Source organism: Synechococcus sp. LA31 (assembly GCF_018502385.1).
GTDB lineage: Bacteria > Cyanobacteriota > Cyanobacteriia > PCC-6307 > Cyanobiaceae > Vulcanococcus.
The window spans coordinates 2724559-2738706 of the sequence record NZ_CP075523.1; the positions used below are offsets into that span (position 1 = coordinate 2724559).

At 65.1% G+C, this 14148-nt stretch carries 15 protein-coding genes; 8 read left to right on the forward strand and 7 right to left on the reverse strand.

Annotation, left to right across the window (positions count from 1 at the left end):
* The first annotated feature begins 33 nt into the window (after positions 1–33).
* Entirely contained in the window at positions 34–357 is a 324-nt protein-coding gene (locus tag KJJ24_RS14735; protein ID WP_214339823.1) for a DUF1825 family protein, read from the forward strand.
* Positions 358–399: 42 nt separating this feature from the next.
* Entirely contained in the window at positions 400–1662 is a 1263-nt protein-coding gene (gene tyrS, locus KJJ24_RS14740) for a tyrosine--tRNA ligase (protein ID WP_214339824.1), read from the forward strand.
* A 3-nt stretch (positions 1663–1665) separates the two neighbouring features.
* Here the strand turns inward: tyrS and KJJ24_RS14745 are convergent, their stop codons facing one another.
* The gene (locus KJJ24_RS14745) at positions 1666–2079 is read right to left on the reverse strand and encodes a cupin domain-containing protein (protein ID WP_214339826.1); all 414 of its coding nucleotides are present in this window, start codon (positions 2077–2079) and stop codon (positions 1666–1668) included.
* Between the two features lie 145 nt (positions 2080–2224).
* On the opposite strand from KJJ24_RS14745, the gene pyrF reads away from it, so the two are divergent.
* Positions 2225–2899 (forward strand): orotidine-5'-phosphate decarboxylase, encoded by a 675-nt coding sequence (gene pyrF, locus KJJ24_RS14750; RefSeq protein WP_250545042.1) that lies wholly within the window; start codon positions 2225–2227, stop codon positions 2897–2899.
* 15 nt (positions 2900–2914) lie between these two features.
* Here the strand turns inward: pyrF and KJJ24_RS14755 are convergent, their stop codons facing one another.
* The 5 genes from KJJ24_RS14755 to hpf are packed head-to-tail and all read right to left on the reverse strand — an operon-like array spanning position 2915 to position 7575.
* On the reverse strand, positions 2915–4087 hold the full coding sequence (locus KJJ24_RS14755; protein WP_214339831.1) for a glycosyltransferase family 4 protein: 1173 nt from the start codon (positions 4085–4087) through the stop codon (positions 2915–2917).
* A gap of 27 nt (positions 4088–4114) precedes the next feature.
* Complete coding sequence (locus KJJ24_RS14760) at positions 4115–5488, reverse strand: MFS transporter (protein ID WP_371811747.1); 1374 nt, start codon at positions 5486–5488, stop codon at positions 4115–4117.
* Positions 5485–6279 (reverse strand): DNA repair protein RecO, encoded by a 795-nt coding sequence (gene recO / locus KJJ24_RS14765; protein ID WP_214339835.1) that lies wholly within the window; start codon positions 6277–6279, stop codon positions 5485–5487. The genes KJJ24_RS14760 and recO overlap by 4 nt, the downstream gene beginning before the upstream one ends.
* Positions 6276–6947, reverse strand: coding sequence for a deoxyribose-phosphate aldolase (gene deoC / locus KJJ24_RS14770; RefSeq protein ID WP_214339837.1), 672 nt, complete (start codon positions 6945–6947; stop codon positions 6276–6278). The genes recO and deoC overlap by 4 nt, the downstream gene beginning before the upstream one ends.
* A 40-nt stretch (positions 6948–6987) precedes the next feature.
* A complete protein-coding gene (gene hpf / locus KJJ24_RS14775) occupies positions 6988–7575 on the reverse strand; it encodes a ribosome hibernation-promoting factor, HPF/YfiA family (RefSeq protein ID WP_214339840.1) in 588 nt (195 codons plus the stop codon).
* A 48-nt stretch (positions 7576–7623) separates the two neighbouring features.
* On the opposite strand from hpf, the gene lipB reads away from it, so the two are divergent.
* From lipB to queA, 5 genes are all read left to right on the forward strand, one after another.
* On the forward strand, positions 7624–8307 hold the full coding sequence (gene lipB, locus KJJ24_RS14780; RefSeq protein ID WP_214339842.1) for a lipoyl(octanoyl) transferase LipB: 684 nt from the start codon (positions 7624–7626) through the stop codon (positions 8305–8307).
* A gap of 25 nt (positions 8308–8332) precedes the next feature.
* The gene (locus KJJ24_RS14785) at positions 8333–10267 is read left to right on the forward strand and encodes an AMP-binding protein (protein WP_214339844.1); all 1935 of its coding nucleotides are present in this window, start codon (positions 8333–8335) and stop codon (positions 10265–10267) included.
* A 100-nt stretch (positions 10268–10367) separates the two neighbouring features.
* Positions 10368–10811: a YlqD family protein gene (locus KJJ24_RS14790; RefSeq protein WP_214339846.1), complete on the forward strand. Its 444-nt coding sequence runs from the start codon at positions 10368–10370 to the stop codon at positions 10809–10811.
* A gap of 83 nt (positions 10812–10894) precedes the next feature.
* The gene (locus KJJ24_RS14795) at positions 10895–12229 is read left to right on the forward strand and encodes a dihydrolipoamide acetyltransferase family protein (RefSeq protein ID WP_214339848.1); all 1335 of its coding nucleotides are present in this window, start codon (positions 10895–10897) and stop codon (positions 12227–12229) included.
* 18 nt (positions 12230–12247) lie between these two features.
* Entirely contained in the window at positions 12248–13369 is a 1122-nt protein-coding gene (gene queA, locus KJJ24_RS14800) for a tRNA preQ1(34) S-adenosylmethionine ribosyltransferase-isomerase QueA (RefSeq protein WP_214339850.1), read from the forward strand.
* A 72-nt stretch (positions 13370–13441) separates the two neighbouring features.
* Here queA and KJJ24_RS14805 read toward each other — a convergent pair whose 3' ends face one another.
* Complete coding sequence (locus KJJ24_RS14805) at positions 13442–13966, reverse strand: hypothetical protein (protein ID WP_214339852.1); 525 nt, start codon at positions 13964–13966, stop codon at positions 13442–13444.
* Between the last annotated feature and the right edge of the window lie 182 nt (positions 13967–14148).

Genomic DNA, 14148 nt, shown 5'->3' on the forward strand with positions numbered 1-14148 from the left:
CAGAATCCCCCAACGCGCTTGGGCCCGGACGCCATGGCTTTTTTTGACTCCGAGATCGTGCAGGAGGAAGCCAAGCGCCTGTTCGGTGACTACCAGCAGTTGATGCAGCTGGGCGGTGAATACGGAAAGTTCGATCGTGAGGGAAAGAAGCTGTTCATCGAGCGCATGGAAGAGCTGATGGATCGCTACCGCGTGTTCATGAAGCGCTTCGAGCTCTCAGAGGATTTCCAGGCCAAGCTCACCGTGGAGCAGCTGCGCACCCAGCTCGGTCAGTTCGGCATGACGCCTGAGCAGATGTTTGAGCAGATGCAGCGCACGCTCGAGCGCATGAAGGGCGAACTCGAGAAGGAAGCCTGAGGGTCGCTGCCTACGATCCGCCCCTGAACAACAGCGGCAGCAATGGCCAAGGGTGCGTGGGAATTGCCGCAGTGGCTTGAACGTGGTGTTGCTGATCTGTTTCCGGCCGGTGAGGTGGCCAGCGATCCCGATCAGCAGCTGGCGGCGCGGCTTGCCCAGGCCGAGAACGACGGGCGGCGGTTGCGCATCAAGCTCGGCATCGACCCCACGGGCTCCGACATTCACCTGGGCCATTCGATCCTGTTCCGCAAGCTGCGGGCTTTTCAGGACGCCGGCCATACAGCGGTGTTGATCATCGGTGACTTCACCGCTCGGATCGGTGATCCCACCGGCAAGAGCGCCACGCGGGTGCAGCTCACCGCTGAGCAGGTGGAGGCCAATGCCGCCACCTATCTGGCTCAGCTTGGTCAGGGGCAGGACCCAGCTCGATCTCTGCTCGATTTTGAGACCCCGGCTCGCTTGGAGGTGCGTCGCAACAGCGAGTGGCTGGCGGGGCTGGATTTGCCGAAGGTGATCGAGTTGCTGGGGATCTCCACCGTGGGCCAGATGCTGGCCAAAGAAGATTTCGCTAACCGCTACGGCTCCGGCACCCCGATCTCCCTGCACGAATTCCTGTATCCCTTGCTGCAGGGCTACGACTCCGTGGCGGTGCAGGCCGACGTGGAGCTAGGCGGCACCGATCAGAAATTCAATGTGGCCACGGGCCGTGATCTGCAACGCCATTTCGGCCAGAGCACCCAGTTCGGAATGCTGTTGCCAATCCTGCCGGGCCTCGATGGCGTGCAGAAGATGAGCAAAAGCCTGGGCAACACCGTGGGCCTCAGTGAAGACCCACTCTCGATGTATTCCAAGCTCGAGAAGGTGCCCGATGCGGTGGTGGAGGAGTACCTCACGCTGCTCACCGATCTGGATCTTGAGGCGCTGCCGGCCAACCCCCGCGAGCGGCAGAAGGCGATGGCGCTGGAGGTGACGCGGCAGCGCCACGGCGACGCGGCGGCCCAGCAGGCCCAGGCCGATGCCGGCAAGCTGGTGGGTGGTGCCAGCGGCAGCGGCGCCGCGGATGCGGAGGTGCCAGAAGCCTCGCTGGAGGGGGTGAACTTTCCGGCTAAGGCCTTTTATCTGCTCAGCGCGGTGGGCATCTGCGCCAGCAGCAGCGAAGCGCGCCGCCAGATCCAAGGCGGCGGCGTGAAGCTCGATGGCGAGAAGCTCAGCGATCCCAATCAGGAATTTGCAGGGCCCGATCAATTGGCCGGCAAGGTGCTGCAGCTGGGCAAAAAAACCTTCCGGCGTTTGGTGCCGGGCTGAGGCTCAGAGGTTGCGGAGCACCTCCAGATCTTCTGCATCCAGTGGTGTGGGAATGCTGTGTTTCAGCTGATTGGTGAAACCGCCGTCTTTGCTGAGCACCGTGAGTAGGTAGAGCCGCCCGGGGCCTGGGTTCTCCAGGTCGTGGAGGGCCTCCTCGGGCACCACCACCACATCCCCACTGCGGGCGGTGATGGACCGATCGTCGACGTGAAAGATCACCCCGCCTCGCAGCACGAAGTACAGCTCAACTGCCTCTTGATGGCGGTGGGGCGGCACCCGATCACAGGGGTCGTGCACTTCGAGGAACACCGTGCAGCCACCGGCGTCGGTGTTGTTCAGCAAAGCCAGGCGACAGTGGTCGTTGCTGCTGAGCCGGAAGCCTTGGAGCTCCTCGGGATGCAGGATCCGTGGCAGCATCGAGCAAGGATCGGGTACGGCCTTCCCATCGTGGTGGTGGAGCCGGAGGGCTGCCACCAGCCTTCGTAGCCTGAGATGTCTTGCATGCGCTCGATTCCGCGTGAACAGCTCAGCCGCCGATCGGATCATCGTGGCTCTCGATGGCATGGCCCCCGAGCAGGCCTTGGCCTTTGCGGCGGCGGTGCCCCAGTTGCGCTGGGTGAAGGTGGGGCTGGAGCTGTTTGTGGCGGGCGGCCCGGATGTGGTGCGGCAGCTGCGCGATCAGGGCAAGCGGGTGTTTCTGGATCTGAAATTTCACGACATCCCCGCCACCATGGCCGGCGCCTGCCGCAGTGCCGCGCGCCTCGGGGCGGAATTGATCACCGTGCATGCCTGTGCGGGCAGCGAAGCCCTTGGTGCTGCCCAGGTTGCAGCCTCTGAATCGGCGGCAGCAGCGGGGTTGATGCCGCCCACCCTGCTGGCGGTCACGGTGCTCACCAGCTGGGACCCCCAGCGCTTTGGCGCTGAGCTGGCCATTGAGGAGCCGGTGAGGGATTACGTGCCGCGGTTGGCTCAGCTGGCGGCTCAGGCGGGCATTGGCGGTTGTGTGTGTTCTCCGCTGGAGGTGGCGGCGCTGCGGGCGGCTCACCCCGACCCGTTTGCCCTGGTGACCCCTGGTATTCGTCCTGCCGGCGCTGCTCTGGGCGATCAACAGCGGGTGATGACGCCAGCCCAGGCCATCGCTGCTGGCTCCAGTCAGCTGGTGATCGGCCGGCCGATCACAGCCGCACCAGACCCGGCCGCTGCATTCGCTGCCTGCTGCGCCGACCTTCTGGCTTAAGGGCGGTGGCGGTCTTCAGGCCGCCAGGCTTCCTTGAGGCACCAATTCGGCGTAAAGGCGCTCCAGCTCGTCGATGTTGCGGGTGAGGGTGTAGCGCTCGAGGGCACGCTGGCGGGCGCGGCGGCCTAATTCGGCGGTAAGTACAGGTTGATCACGCAGCACCGGCAGCAGCGTGCGCAGCTGGGTGGTGACCCCCTGGGTGCTGATCACGATGCCAGCGCCGCCCTCCAGCACCTCCCCATCAGCGCCCGCATCGGTGGCCACGCAAGCGGTGCCGCTGGCCATCGCCTCCAGCAGCGCCAGGCTCAGCCCCTCCACCAGAGATGGCAAGAGGAACACCTCCGCCATTTGCAGAAGTGCCAACCGCTTGGATTGATCGGGTTCATGCCCCCACCAGTGCACGTTGATCTCGCGGCCGTAGCTCTGCATCAGCGATTGGCGCACGGGCCCGTCGCCCACAACCACCAGGGTGCAGCCCGCCAGTTGCACCAGCCGCCAGGCGCGCAGCAGCGCCTCCACGTTTTTCTCTGTGGCGATGCGGCCCATGTATAGGAACACCCGTTGGCCAGCGAAGCGCCGCCGCAGCTCCAGCAGCTCAGGGGATTCGGTGCTGGGCAGGCTGGGTTTCCATTGCTCGGGATCCACGCCGTTGGGGATCACGGCGAGGCGGCTGGCCGGCACCCCCAGGCGCATCAGCACGTCCGCCTGGAGATCCGAGAACACCACCACGCGGTTGTAGCGGGCTAGTGAGGGGGCATAGAGCTGATACGTGAGCTGCTGGGTGCCTGAGCTGAGGTTGCGCAGCGCCGCATCAAACGGGGGGTGGAAGGTGGCGACCAGAGGTAGCCCCAGCTGCTGGCAGAGATCGGGCAGGCGGAAATCCAAGGGGGAGAGGGTGAGGCTGGCGTGCACCAGATCCGGCCGCAGCCGCTCCAGCGACTCCCTCAATTCCCGCTGCGCTCCCGGTGAGGGGATGGTGTACACCTGCGACTTCACCAGGTAAGGCAGGGCTACTTCCAGGCTGGGATCGCTGCTCTCAATCGACCGGCCCAGGCTTCCGGCCGGTGTGTCGAAATGAATGAAGCTGATGTCGTGGCCGCGTTGCTTCAGGGCTGCTGTGGTTGCAAGCCCATAGGTGACGTTGCCGCAGAACGGTGACTTCTTGCCCAGCCAGGCGATGTGGGGCACGCAGCGGCGGGTGTCCGATGTCTGACGCTAGCAGCGTTCCCAGGGCCGCTCCAGAAGTGCTGCCACCATCGCCAGGGCTGCCAGGGCCCAGAGCACCGGCAGCAGCCCGTAGCGGCTCACCACCGTGCCGGCCAACACCAGCGGCAGGCTCAGGGCGATGTTGATCAGGTTGTTCTGCAGGCCAAACACCTTGCCGCGCATTGCTTCTGGGGTGTCCTCCTGAATAGTCGTCTGTGCGGGGATAGCGAGCAGCGCCGCGCCTACACCGAGCACGGCGCAGAGGGTGAGCGTGGGTGTGAGGTCGCCGCGCAATTGGCCGAGCAGAACCAGGCTCCAGGCAATCGTGCCCAAGCCCGCCGAGGCCAGCCGGCGGCGGTTGAAACGATGCCCAACCTGCGCTACGGCCACGGCCCCCACGGCCAGACCGATGCCGCTCATCGCCAGCAGCGTGCCGAACTGGGTGGGGCCGAGCGAGGCGATTGCGGAGGCCAGGCTGATGGCGAGAACATAAAGAGCGGCCAGAAGGCTGTAGAGCAACACCAGCTGCAACAGGGCGCTGCGCACACTGGGGCGCTCCCGCAGCACCTGCAAGCCGTCGGCCATCTCCTGCCACACCGTTTGTTCGCGCTCTTGGCGCGGGGTTTCCTCCACGCGGATCCAGGCGATGGAGAGGGCCGCCAGGCCATAGCAGAGCGGCAGCAGTGCAAATTCGCCGTTGGCAATGCCGATGGCCCCAAGGCCGTATTTGAGCAGCCGCAGAATTGGATCACCGAGGGCGAAGCCCACGATCGTGGCCCCCATGCTCGTGGCTTGATACAGGGAATTTGCTGCCAGGAGCTGGTGGGTGGGCACCAGCATCGGGATGGCGGCCTGCTCCGCCGGCGCAAAGAACTGGGTGAGCACCGATTCGCAGAAGGTGATTAGCAGCAAGGCCCAGTAGCCCCAGCTCAGGCCCAGCCATTGCGGCCCATCCAGCAGGCTCAACGGCGCCAGCAGGGCCAGTCCGGCCCGGATGCCATTGCTGGCCACCATCACCTCACGCTTGCGCCAGCGGTCGGCCCATACACCAGCCACCAGGCCCAGCACCATGGCCGGAATCGTGTTCGCCACGTAGATCCCGGTGGCCAGCAGGGTGATCAGCTGGGCGCGGGTTTCGATGTTGAAGCGGAAGGCCCCCGCGGCCTCGGCGATCGCGCCATCAGCCGGTAGCGGTCCTGTCACCCAGTACTGGGCGATCAGAAACACCATCAACACGATGTAGAACTTGTCCGCCAGCTGACTGAAGATCTGCCCCAGCCAGAGCTTGCGGAATTCAGGCAGCGCCAGAACGCCTTGAAGGCCCGTCGATCTTGGCGGCTCGTTCAAGGGGGGTATCGGTTGAGACCAGAGGTTCCGGCTCACGATGATGCCCCATCGGCAAAGCAGGAGCGCAACAGCCTCCAGGAACGAGGCGCGCGCCCCAAGTGTTCGCGGCTCCACAGTTCCACGAGCTGTAGCAACCGCAGCCACACCGGCACCGGCCCCATCAGCTCGCCATCGCGGCGGCGCGGCAGGGCTGGCCGCAACAGCCGTTGCAGCAGGGCCAGTTCGGAAGCGTTGAGCACTAACTGAGCACCGGCGATGGCGCCTACGACAAAGCCTTCCCCCGGCAGCAGGCTGCAGCGCCAGTCCCAGTTGCCCAGGGGCGGCTCCAGGGCGGCGCTCGTGCGGGCGCAGCTGGCCAGGGGCAGCGCATAGCCCCCCAGGGCCAGCAGATGCACCACGCCCTGCACGGCCGTGGCCAAGGCCTCCAGGCTCACCTGGCGCTCCTTCACCACCCGCTCCAGCCGCCCGAGCTGCAGCAGCAGATCCTCCAGAACTCCCTCCACCGCATCACCGCTGGGCACCAGCAGCAGGGTCTGCTCCGCCAGGCCCTGGGCTGCGGCCAGGGTCTCTAGCCGCTCGGCCAGGGCCGCGAAATTGCGCTGCACGCTGAGCTGGCGCACCCGCTTGAGATCCCCCCGACCGCCCACCTGCAGGTTCAGCAGCGCCAGGGGCACGGCGGCAGCCATGGAACTCTTGGGTTTGCGGGCGCCTGGTACGGCGAGTCGGATCAAGCCATCGCCGGCGCTGAGCACGCTGATCAGCCGGTCGTTTTCACCCAGTGGCGTGCTGCGCAGCACCAGGCCTTCGAGCCGCCGCTCGCCGTTCACGCCTCGGGCTGGCGCAAGGCCTGCATCAGAGCTACACCGCGACTGGTTCCCAAGCGAGCGGCACCGGCTTCCACCAGGGCGATGGCCTGCTCGAGGCTGTTGATTCCACCTGCAGCTTTCACGGCCGCGCGGCCGCGGGCCAGTTGGCGCAGTTGCTTCACCTGATCCACCGTGGCGCCCGGACCGAAGCCGCTGCCGGTTTTGAGCATGGTCGCCCCCACATCAATGCTCGCTTCCACGGCTAGTTCCAAGGCTGTGGGGCTCAGACGGGCCACATCGAGGATCACCTTCACCGGCAGGCCCAGCTCCACGATCGGTGCCAGGTCGTTGCAGAAGCGACTGCTGTCGCCATCGGCGAGGGCCGCGAAATCGGGCGCCACATCCAGCTCTTCAGCGCCGGCGGCGGCGGCCCATTCCGCCTCCGCTTGTTTGATCTCAGGTGGGATGGCGCCGAAGGGGAAGCCCACCACGCTGATCAGCTTGGGCCCGCGCCCGCCGCTGGGGCCAAGACGCTCCCGAACCACCGGTAACCAGCGTGAGGCCACGCACACACCGGCGAAGCCGAAGTGGCGGGCCTCATCGCAGCAGCGCAGCACGACGTCAACGCCCTGGTGGGGGTCCAGCAGGGCGTGATCGATCAGCGGGGCGAGATCGGGAAGGTCGCGCAACGGGGAAGGCGCCAATCGGGGCAGTCTGGGCGAATTGCCCTCAGCCCTTGGCCTGAATCACCCCAAAGCCGCCGTGATTTCGGCGGTAGACCACTTGCAGCTCGCCGCTAGCGGCGTCGCGAAATAGGTAAAAGTCGTGGTCGATCAGCTCGAGCTGATGCAGCGCATCGTCGATGCTCATGGCCGGCATCGCGAAGTATTTGCGGCGCACGCCTCGGCTGGGCAGGGTGGCTTCCTTGCCTTCCAGCAACGATTCACTCACCACATCTTGACCGGGCAGCTCCGCCAGGCTGGGGGTGGTGGTGGCGTGATGGCCGGGGCTGTGGTGGTGATCGTCGTGCCGATCCTTGTAGCGCCGCAGCTGGCGTGTGAGCTTGCCGGCCACCAGATCGATGCTGGCGTAGAGGTTCTCGCTGCGCTCCTGGGCGCGGATCACCGTGCCGTTGGCAAACACCGTAACTTCGGCGGTCTGTTGGGGTACGCGCGGATTGCGTGCCACAGAGAGATGCACGTCCGCTTCTTTCACCATGCCGTCGAAATGACCGATGGCTCGCTTCAGCTTGTCTTCGGTGTAGTCGCGGATGGCTGGAGTGACCTCCAGATTTCGGCCGTGAATCAACAACTTCATCCCTTGCCTCCCAAGGCGATGGGCTCGTTTGAACGCTAGGAACGGTGGATGATTTGCACCACGGCCGATGCAATCTGTTTCGAGCCCGCGGGGTTGGTGCCCTTCGAGCGGGCCTGGAGCTGGCAGCAGCAGCTGCAGCAGCGCCTGCTGGCGGATCCTGGCGGGCCGGATGCACTGCTCCTGTTGGAGCACCAGCCCTGCTTCACCCTGGGCCGTGGCGCCGATGCGCGTTTTCTGCGGTTCGACCCGGCTGATCCGCCGGCTCCGCTATTCCGCATTGACCGCGGCGGTGAAGTGACCCACCACTGCCCCGGCCAGCTGGTGCTCTATCCGGTGCTCAACCTCCAGCGCCATGGCGCTGATCTGCATCTGTATCTGCGGGAGCTGGAGGCGGTGGTACTTGATCTATTGGCCGAGCTGGGCCTGCGCGGTGAGCGCATCGAGGGGCTCACTGGCGTTTGGTTGGAGGGCCGCAAGGTGGCGGCAATCGGGGTGGGAGCGCGGCGCTGGATCAGCCAGCACGGCCTTGCTTTGAATGTGGACGCAGACCTCAGCGGTTTTGCCGCCGTGGTGCCGTGCGGTCTTGTTGGTCGTCCGGTGGGGCGATTGGCCGATTTACGGCCTGATCTCTCAGCGGCTGCATTGCGAACACAGCTGCTCCAGTGCTTCAGCCGCCGCTTCGGCTTGAAGCTGCGTCGCCCCACCCCCCAGGAAGCGCTTCTGGGGTGGTAAGACCGGGGCCATTCATCTGCCCCTCATGTCTACCGCTGAGATCCGCTGGAGCGGCAGCCGTCGTGACCAGCAAGCCCTGACAGAACGGCCCGACTGGAGCGATCTCAGCGGTCTCGAGCAGCTCTGGCCGCGGCTCGCTGAGCGCCATGGCGATACCACCGCTCTGGATGCGCCCCATGCCAAGCCACCCGAGCAGCTCAGCTTCCGCGATCTGAATGCCCGCATCGAGCAGGCCGCTGCCGGCTTTGCCGCCCTTGGTGTGAAGCCTGGTGATGTGGTGGCTCTGTTTTCCGAAAACAGCCCCCGCTGGCTGGTGGCGGATCAGGGCCTGATGCGGCTGGGCGCTGCCGATGCGGTGCGCGGCAGCGGTGCGCCGGTGGAGGAGCTGCGCTACATCGCCGCCGATTCTGGGGCGGTGGCCTTGGTGCTCGAATCAGCGGAGCTGCTCAGCCGGCTGAAGCTCAGCAGCGAACTGCTCGGCCAGTTGCGCTTTGTGGTGCTGCTCCAGGGCGATCGTGGCTCGGTGGTGCCGGTGCTTCCCTGCTTCACCTGGGAGGAGCTGATGTCCCAGGGTGCCAAAACACCAGTGCCCGCTTGGCCAGAGGGCGGCGAGCAGCGACTGGCCACGGTGCTGTACACCTCCGGAACCACCGGCCAGCCCAAGGGTGTTCCCCTCAGCCACGCCAACCTGCTGCATCAGCTGCGCCACCTCGGTGTGGCCGTCGCGCCGCAGCCGGGAGATCGGGTGCTCAGCGTGCTGCCGATCTGGCATGCCTATGAGCGCAGCGCGGAATACTTCCTGCTGGCTTGCGGCTGCGCGCAGAGCTACACCACCCTCAAGCAGCTCCGCCCTGATCTGCAGCGGGTGCGGCCTCACTATCTGATCAGCGTGCCCCGGCTCTGGGAGGCGCTGTTGGGTGGCTTTGAAGATGCTCTGGCAGCCATGCCCAGTTCCCGGCAGAAGCTGCTGCGATCGGCCCTCCACCTCAGCCGGTATCACTGCCTCTCGCGGCGTGTGGCGGCGGATCGCACGCTCACGCCCGAGCCGGCGGGCCGGCGCCTATTGGCGGCCGGTGGCGCCCTGCTCAGCTGGCCGTTGCATGGTTTGGCCAGCAGGGTGCTCTGGCCCAAGGTGCGCCAACAATTGATCGGCGGCCGCCTGCGCACCGCCATCAGCGGTGGTGGTGCTCTGGCGATTCATGTGGATGGCTTCTTTGAGGCCGTGGGAATCGAGCTGCTGGTGGGCTATGGCCTCACCGAAACCAGCCCCGTGCTCACCTGCCGGCGCCGCTGGAACAATCGCCGCGGCAGTTCCGGCCAGCCGCTGCCCGGCACGGCGATCCGGATCGTGGATCCCGAGAGCGGGGCGTTGCTCCAGATCGGCCAGCGGGGTCGGGTGCTGGCCCAGGGGCCTCAGGTGATGGCGGGCTATCTGGGCAAGCCGGAGGCCACTGCCAAGGTGCTCGATGCGCAGGGTTGGTTTGATACCGGCGATCTTGGCCATCTGTTGGCCGACGGCACCCTGGTTCTCACAGGCCGCGCCAAAGACACGATCGTGCTCAGCAGTGGCGAGAACATCGAACCCGGCCCGCTCGAGGAATGCCTGGTGGCCTGCACGCTGGTGGAGCAGGTGATGCTGGTGGGGCAGGACCGCAAAGCTCTCGGCGCCCTTGTGGTGCCAAAGCCGGAGACGCTGGCCAGCTGGGCCCGCGAGCAGGGGCTTCCTCTGCCGCAAGACGGCGCCGCCGCTGACCCGGCTCTGCTCAAGGCGCTGACCAGCCGTCTGAACCGGCGCTTGCAAGGGCGCCCTGGCGCCCGCCCCGATGAGCGTCTGGCGGGTGTGGCTCTGGTGGCGCCCTTCAGCCTCGACAACGGGCTGCTCACCCAGACCCTCAAGCAGAAGCGCGACCGCATTGCCGAACGTGACGCTGCAGCGATCGCGCTGATTTATGGCCGCTGAACCCGGATGAGCGGCAGCGGGGTCGGCCGGAAACCCGCCCCGCTGCCGCGTTGCCGCTCATGGCTGGCGCTGACAACCTGAGCGCTGCTTTTTGATTTCCATGGCCGACGGCAGCCTCTCGATCAAGCGTTCGATCACCGTGCGCGCCGTGGTGACTCCCCGTTGGAAGGAAGACGCTGAGCGGGAGATCAGCAACGCCATCGCCGGCAGCGATGCCCAGCTTGCCCAGCTGGAGCAGGAAGGCCAGCAGTTGGTGGATGCGATCCGCAGCCAGAGCATCAACCCCCTCGACCCCCGCGTACAAGAGCAAGTGGGGTCGGTGCAGGAGCAGGTGGCTGCCAAGCGCGCTGAGCTCGAAGAGCAGAAGCGTCAGCTGATCGAGCAGCAGCGCCAGGTGCGCGATCTTGAGATGGAGCAGATCGTGGATCAGGGCCAGCTGGACAGCTTCTGTGATGTGCGCGTGGGCGACAACCTCGTGGAGAAGCTGCAGGTGGCTGTGGTGGTGCGTGATGGCTTGATCGAAGCCATCGAAGGCACCCTCTGAGCCACTTCCAACCCCCACGCCGCTTGAGCGGGTGGGGGGGCTGTGCCACGTAAAATCCGCCCCAATTGCGCGGCAGACCTCCGTTGGCCACCCACGAAATCTTTATGCCCGCCCTTTCCTCCACCATGACGGAGGGGAAGATCGTGGAGTGGCTCAAAAAGCCCGGCGACAAGGTTGAGCGCGGTGAGTCGGTGCTCGTGGTCGAGTCCGACAAGGCCGACATGGATGTGGAGTCGTTCAACGAGGGCTATCTCGCTGCTGTGTTGATGCCGGCGGGTGGCACCGCTCCTGTGGGCGAAACCATCGGTCTGATCGTGGAAACCCAGGCGGAGATCGCTGAGGTTCAGGCCAAGGCCCCCAGTAGCGGTGGTGCTGCTGCGGCTCCCGCTCCCGCCGCGGCGCCTGCCCCTGCTGCAGCTCCCGCTCCCGCAGCTGCCCCCGCGCCGGTGGCCGTAGCTCCAGCACCCGTTGTCGCTTCCGCCCCTGCTGCCGTGGCCAGCGGTCGGGTGGTGGCCAGCCCCCGCGCCAAGAAGCTTGCCAGCCAGCACGGCGTTGCACTCGAAACCCTGCGCGGCAGCGGCCCCCACGGCCGCATTCAGGCCGAAGATGTGGAGCGCTCCCTTGGGCTCACGGTGGCGTTGCCCCGTGTGGCGGAGGGTTCTGCACCTGCGGCGGCAGCCTCGGGCAACGGCGTGGCAGCTCCGGCTCCCGCATCTGCCGGCGATGCTTTTGGTCGCCCTGGCGAGAGCGTGAACTTCAACACGCTCCAGAACGCGGTCAACCGCAACATGATCGCCAGCCTGGAAGTACCTTGCTTCCGGGTGGGCTACACGATCACCACCACCAAGTTTGATGCCTTCTACAAGCAGGTGAAGAGCAAGGGCGTCACCATGACGGCCCTGCTAGCCAAGGCGGTGGGTGTGGTGCTGGCCCGTCACCCCCAGGTGAATGCCGCCACCAGCGCTGATGGCAGTGCGATGACCTACCCCGCCGGGGTGAACGTGGCGGTGGCGGTGGCCATGGAAGACGGTGGTTTGATCACGCCGGTGCTCGCCAACGCCGATAAGACCGACATCTATTCCTTGGCCCGCAACTGGGCCGATCTGGTGAGCCGCGCTCGCAGCAAGCAGCTGCAGCCCGAGGAATACAGCACAGGCACCTTCACGCTCTCCAACCTGGGGATGTTTGGTGTGGATCGCTTCGACGCCATCCTGCCTCCTGGCACCGGCGCCATCCTGGCTGTCGCCGCCTCTCGCCCTGCTGTTGTGGCCGGCAAAGACGGCTCGATGCGCGTGGCCAACCAGATGCAGGTGAACCTCACCTGCGATCACCGCGTGATCTATGGCGCCCATGCGGCAGCCTTCCTCAAAGACCTCGCCCAGCTGATCGAAACCAATCCCGAAAGCTTGGCGATCTGATCTAAACCACGTCTTTTCATGGCCACAGATCCGGCTGATCTGCGTCTATCGAGCTATGTCTTCGATTTGCCGGAGACGTTTATCGCGCAACGGCCCATGGAGCCTCGTCATTCAGCCCGGTTGCTGGCTGTTGATCCCGGGCCCACGCCTAGTTGCCGTCATCTCACGGTGTGGAATCTGCAGGACGAGCTTCAGCCCGGCGATCTGCTGGTGGTGAACAACACACGCGTGCTCAAAGCTCGTCTGCAGGTTCGCCGCGCCAGCGGAGGCTCCGTGGAGCTGCTCGTGCTCGAACCGGTGAGCGGCAGCGACTGGCTCTGTTTGGCCCGCCCGGCTAAACGGCTCAAGCCCGGAGACGTGCTGCAGCTGGAGCACGAGAGCCAGGAGCCCTTGCTCCTTGAGGTGGTGGGGGTGGATGAGGCCAGTGGAGGCCGTGTGGTGCGCTTTCCTGCGGGATGCACAAGCCCTGAAGCGATCGAAGTCCTGCTGGCGCGGTATGGCTCGATGCCACTGCCTCCGTATATCCAGCAGCAGAACGACGATGACGACACCCGCTATCAAACCCGTTACGCCTCACGCCCCGGTGCCGTTGCTGCCCCCACGGCGGGCCTGCATTTCAGCGACGAGTTGATCGCTGCGATCCAAAGGCGCGGTGTGGAGATGGCCGAGGTCACCCTGCATGTGGGACTAGGCACGTTTCGGCCAGTTGAAACGGAAGATCTCACGCAGCTGGAGTTGCACAGCGAATGGGTGGAGGTGTCGCCCAAGCTGGTGGAGGCTGTAGCTGCTTGCCAGGCGCGCGGCGGCCGGGTGATTGCCGTGGGCACTACCTGCGTACGCAGCCTCGAAGCTGTGGCGCAGCTCAATGCTGGTGAACTCAAACCTCACACTGGCCCGGTGAACCTGGTCATTCAACCCGGATATCGCTTCGCCGTTGTGCAAGGGTTGCTCACCAATTTCCACCTGCCGAAGAGTTCGCTGTTGCTACTGGTGAGTGCACTGATTGGTAGGGTTCGTTTGCTTTCGCTCTATGAGCAGGCCAAGAGGGAGGGCTATCGCTTCTTTTCCTATGGCGATGCCATGTGGATTGCGCCGGAGGCCGTTGATTGCCCAGGCCCAACCGGCCAGATGATCGAGTAAATCAGCGCAAAAAAAAAGCCGCCGGCGTTGAAGCCGGCGGCAGGGTGTGCTGATTGGATCAGGGAGAACTGATCAGCTCTGGCCCCAGCACATCTTGGGGTTGGCGGTGGTGAGCAGCATGCCGGTCATGGGCACGTTGGTGGTTTGCAGGGTGTAGCTGAACTCGCTAGGACGCACACCGGTGGGCTTGGCGCACAGGAAGGTGGCGCCATTGGTGTTGGTGGTGGTCTTGGTGCTGATGCCGTAGAGCTCCAGCAGGTTCACCATGGATGCGTCGTAATCCACCTCAGCATCGTTGCTACCGAGGAACAGCTGGGAGCGGCTGCTGCCACAGCGTGCCTTGGAGGTGGTCACGTTGGGATACAGAGCAGCAGATGTGTAAGTCACATCACACATCACACCCTTGGAGGTGTTCGAAGAGCCCTGGATCGACAGGATCGCCACTGAAGTGGGGTTCGCCTGCTTGACGAACACTTGCTTGGGGATGAAGCTCTTGAGATCAATGGCCTCGGCGCTGTTCACCAGCAGGGCGGGAGCAGCTGCAACAGAAGCGGCGACGGCTGCGGAAACGGCGCCAGCGCGGAACATGAGACGCATGGAAATTGCACAAAAGCGTTTTAATTTTGCCACATAAAAAGCGCCCTCTGCGAAAGTAATTTTATTTGCACTACGTGGCCCTTGGTGAGAATCCTTGCGCTGTCGTTTGTTGTTGCTCGCCTCTTCTTCTCGGTTTGTCTGTGGTGGTGGTCGTTGGCTGATTGGTTGTGTTTTGGCTCCAA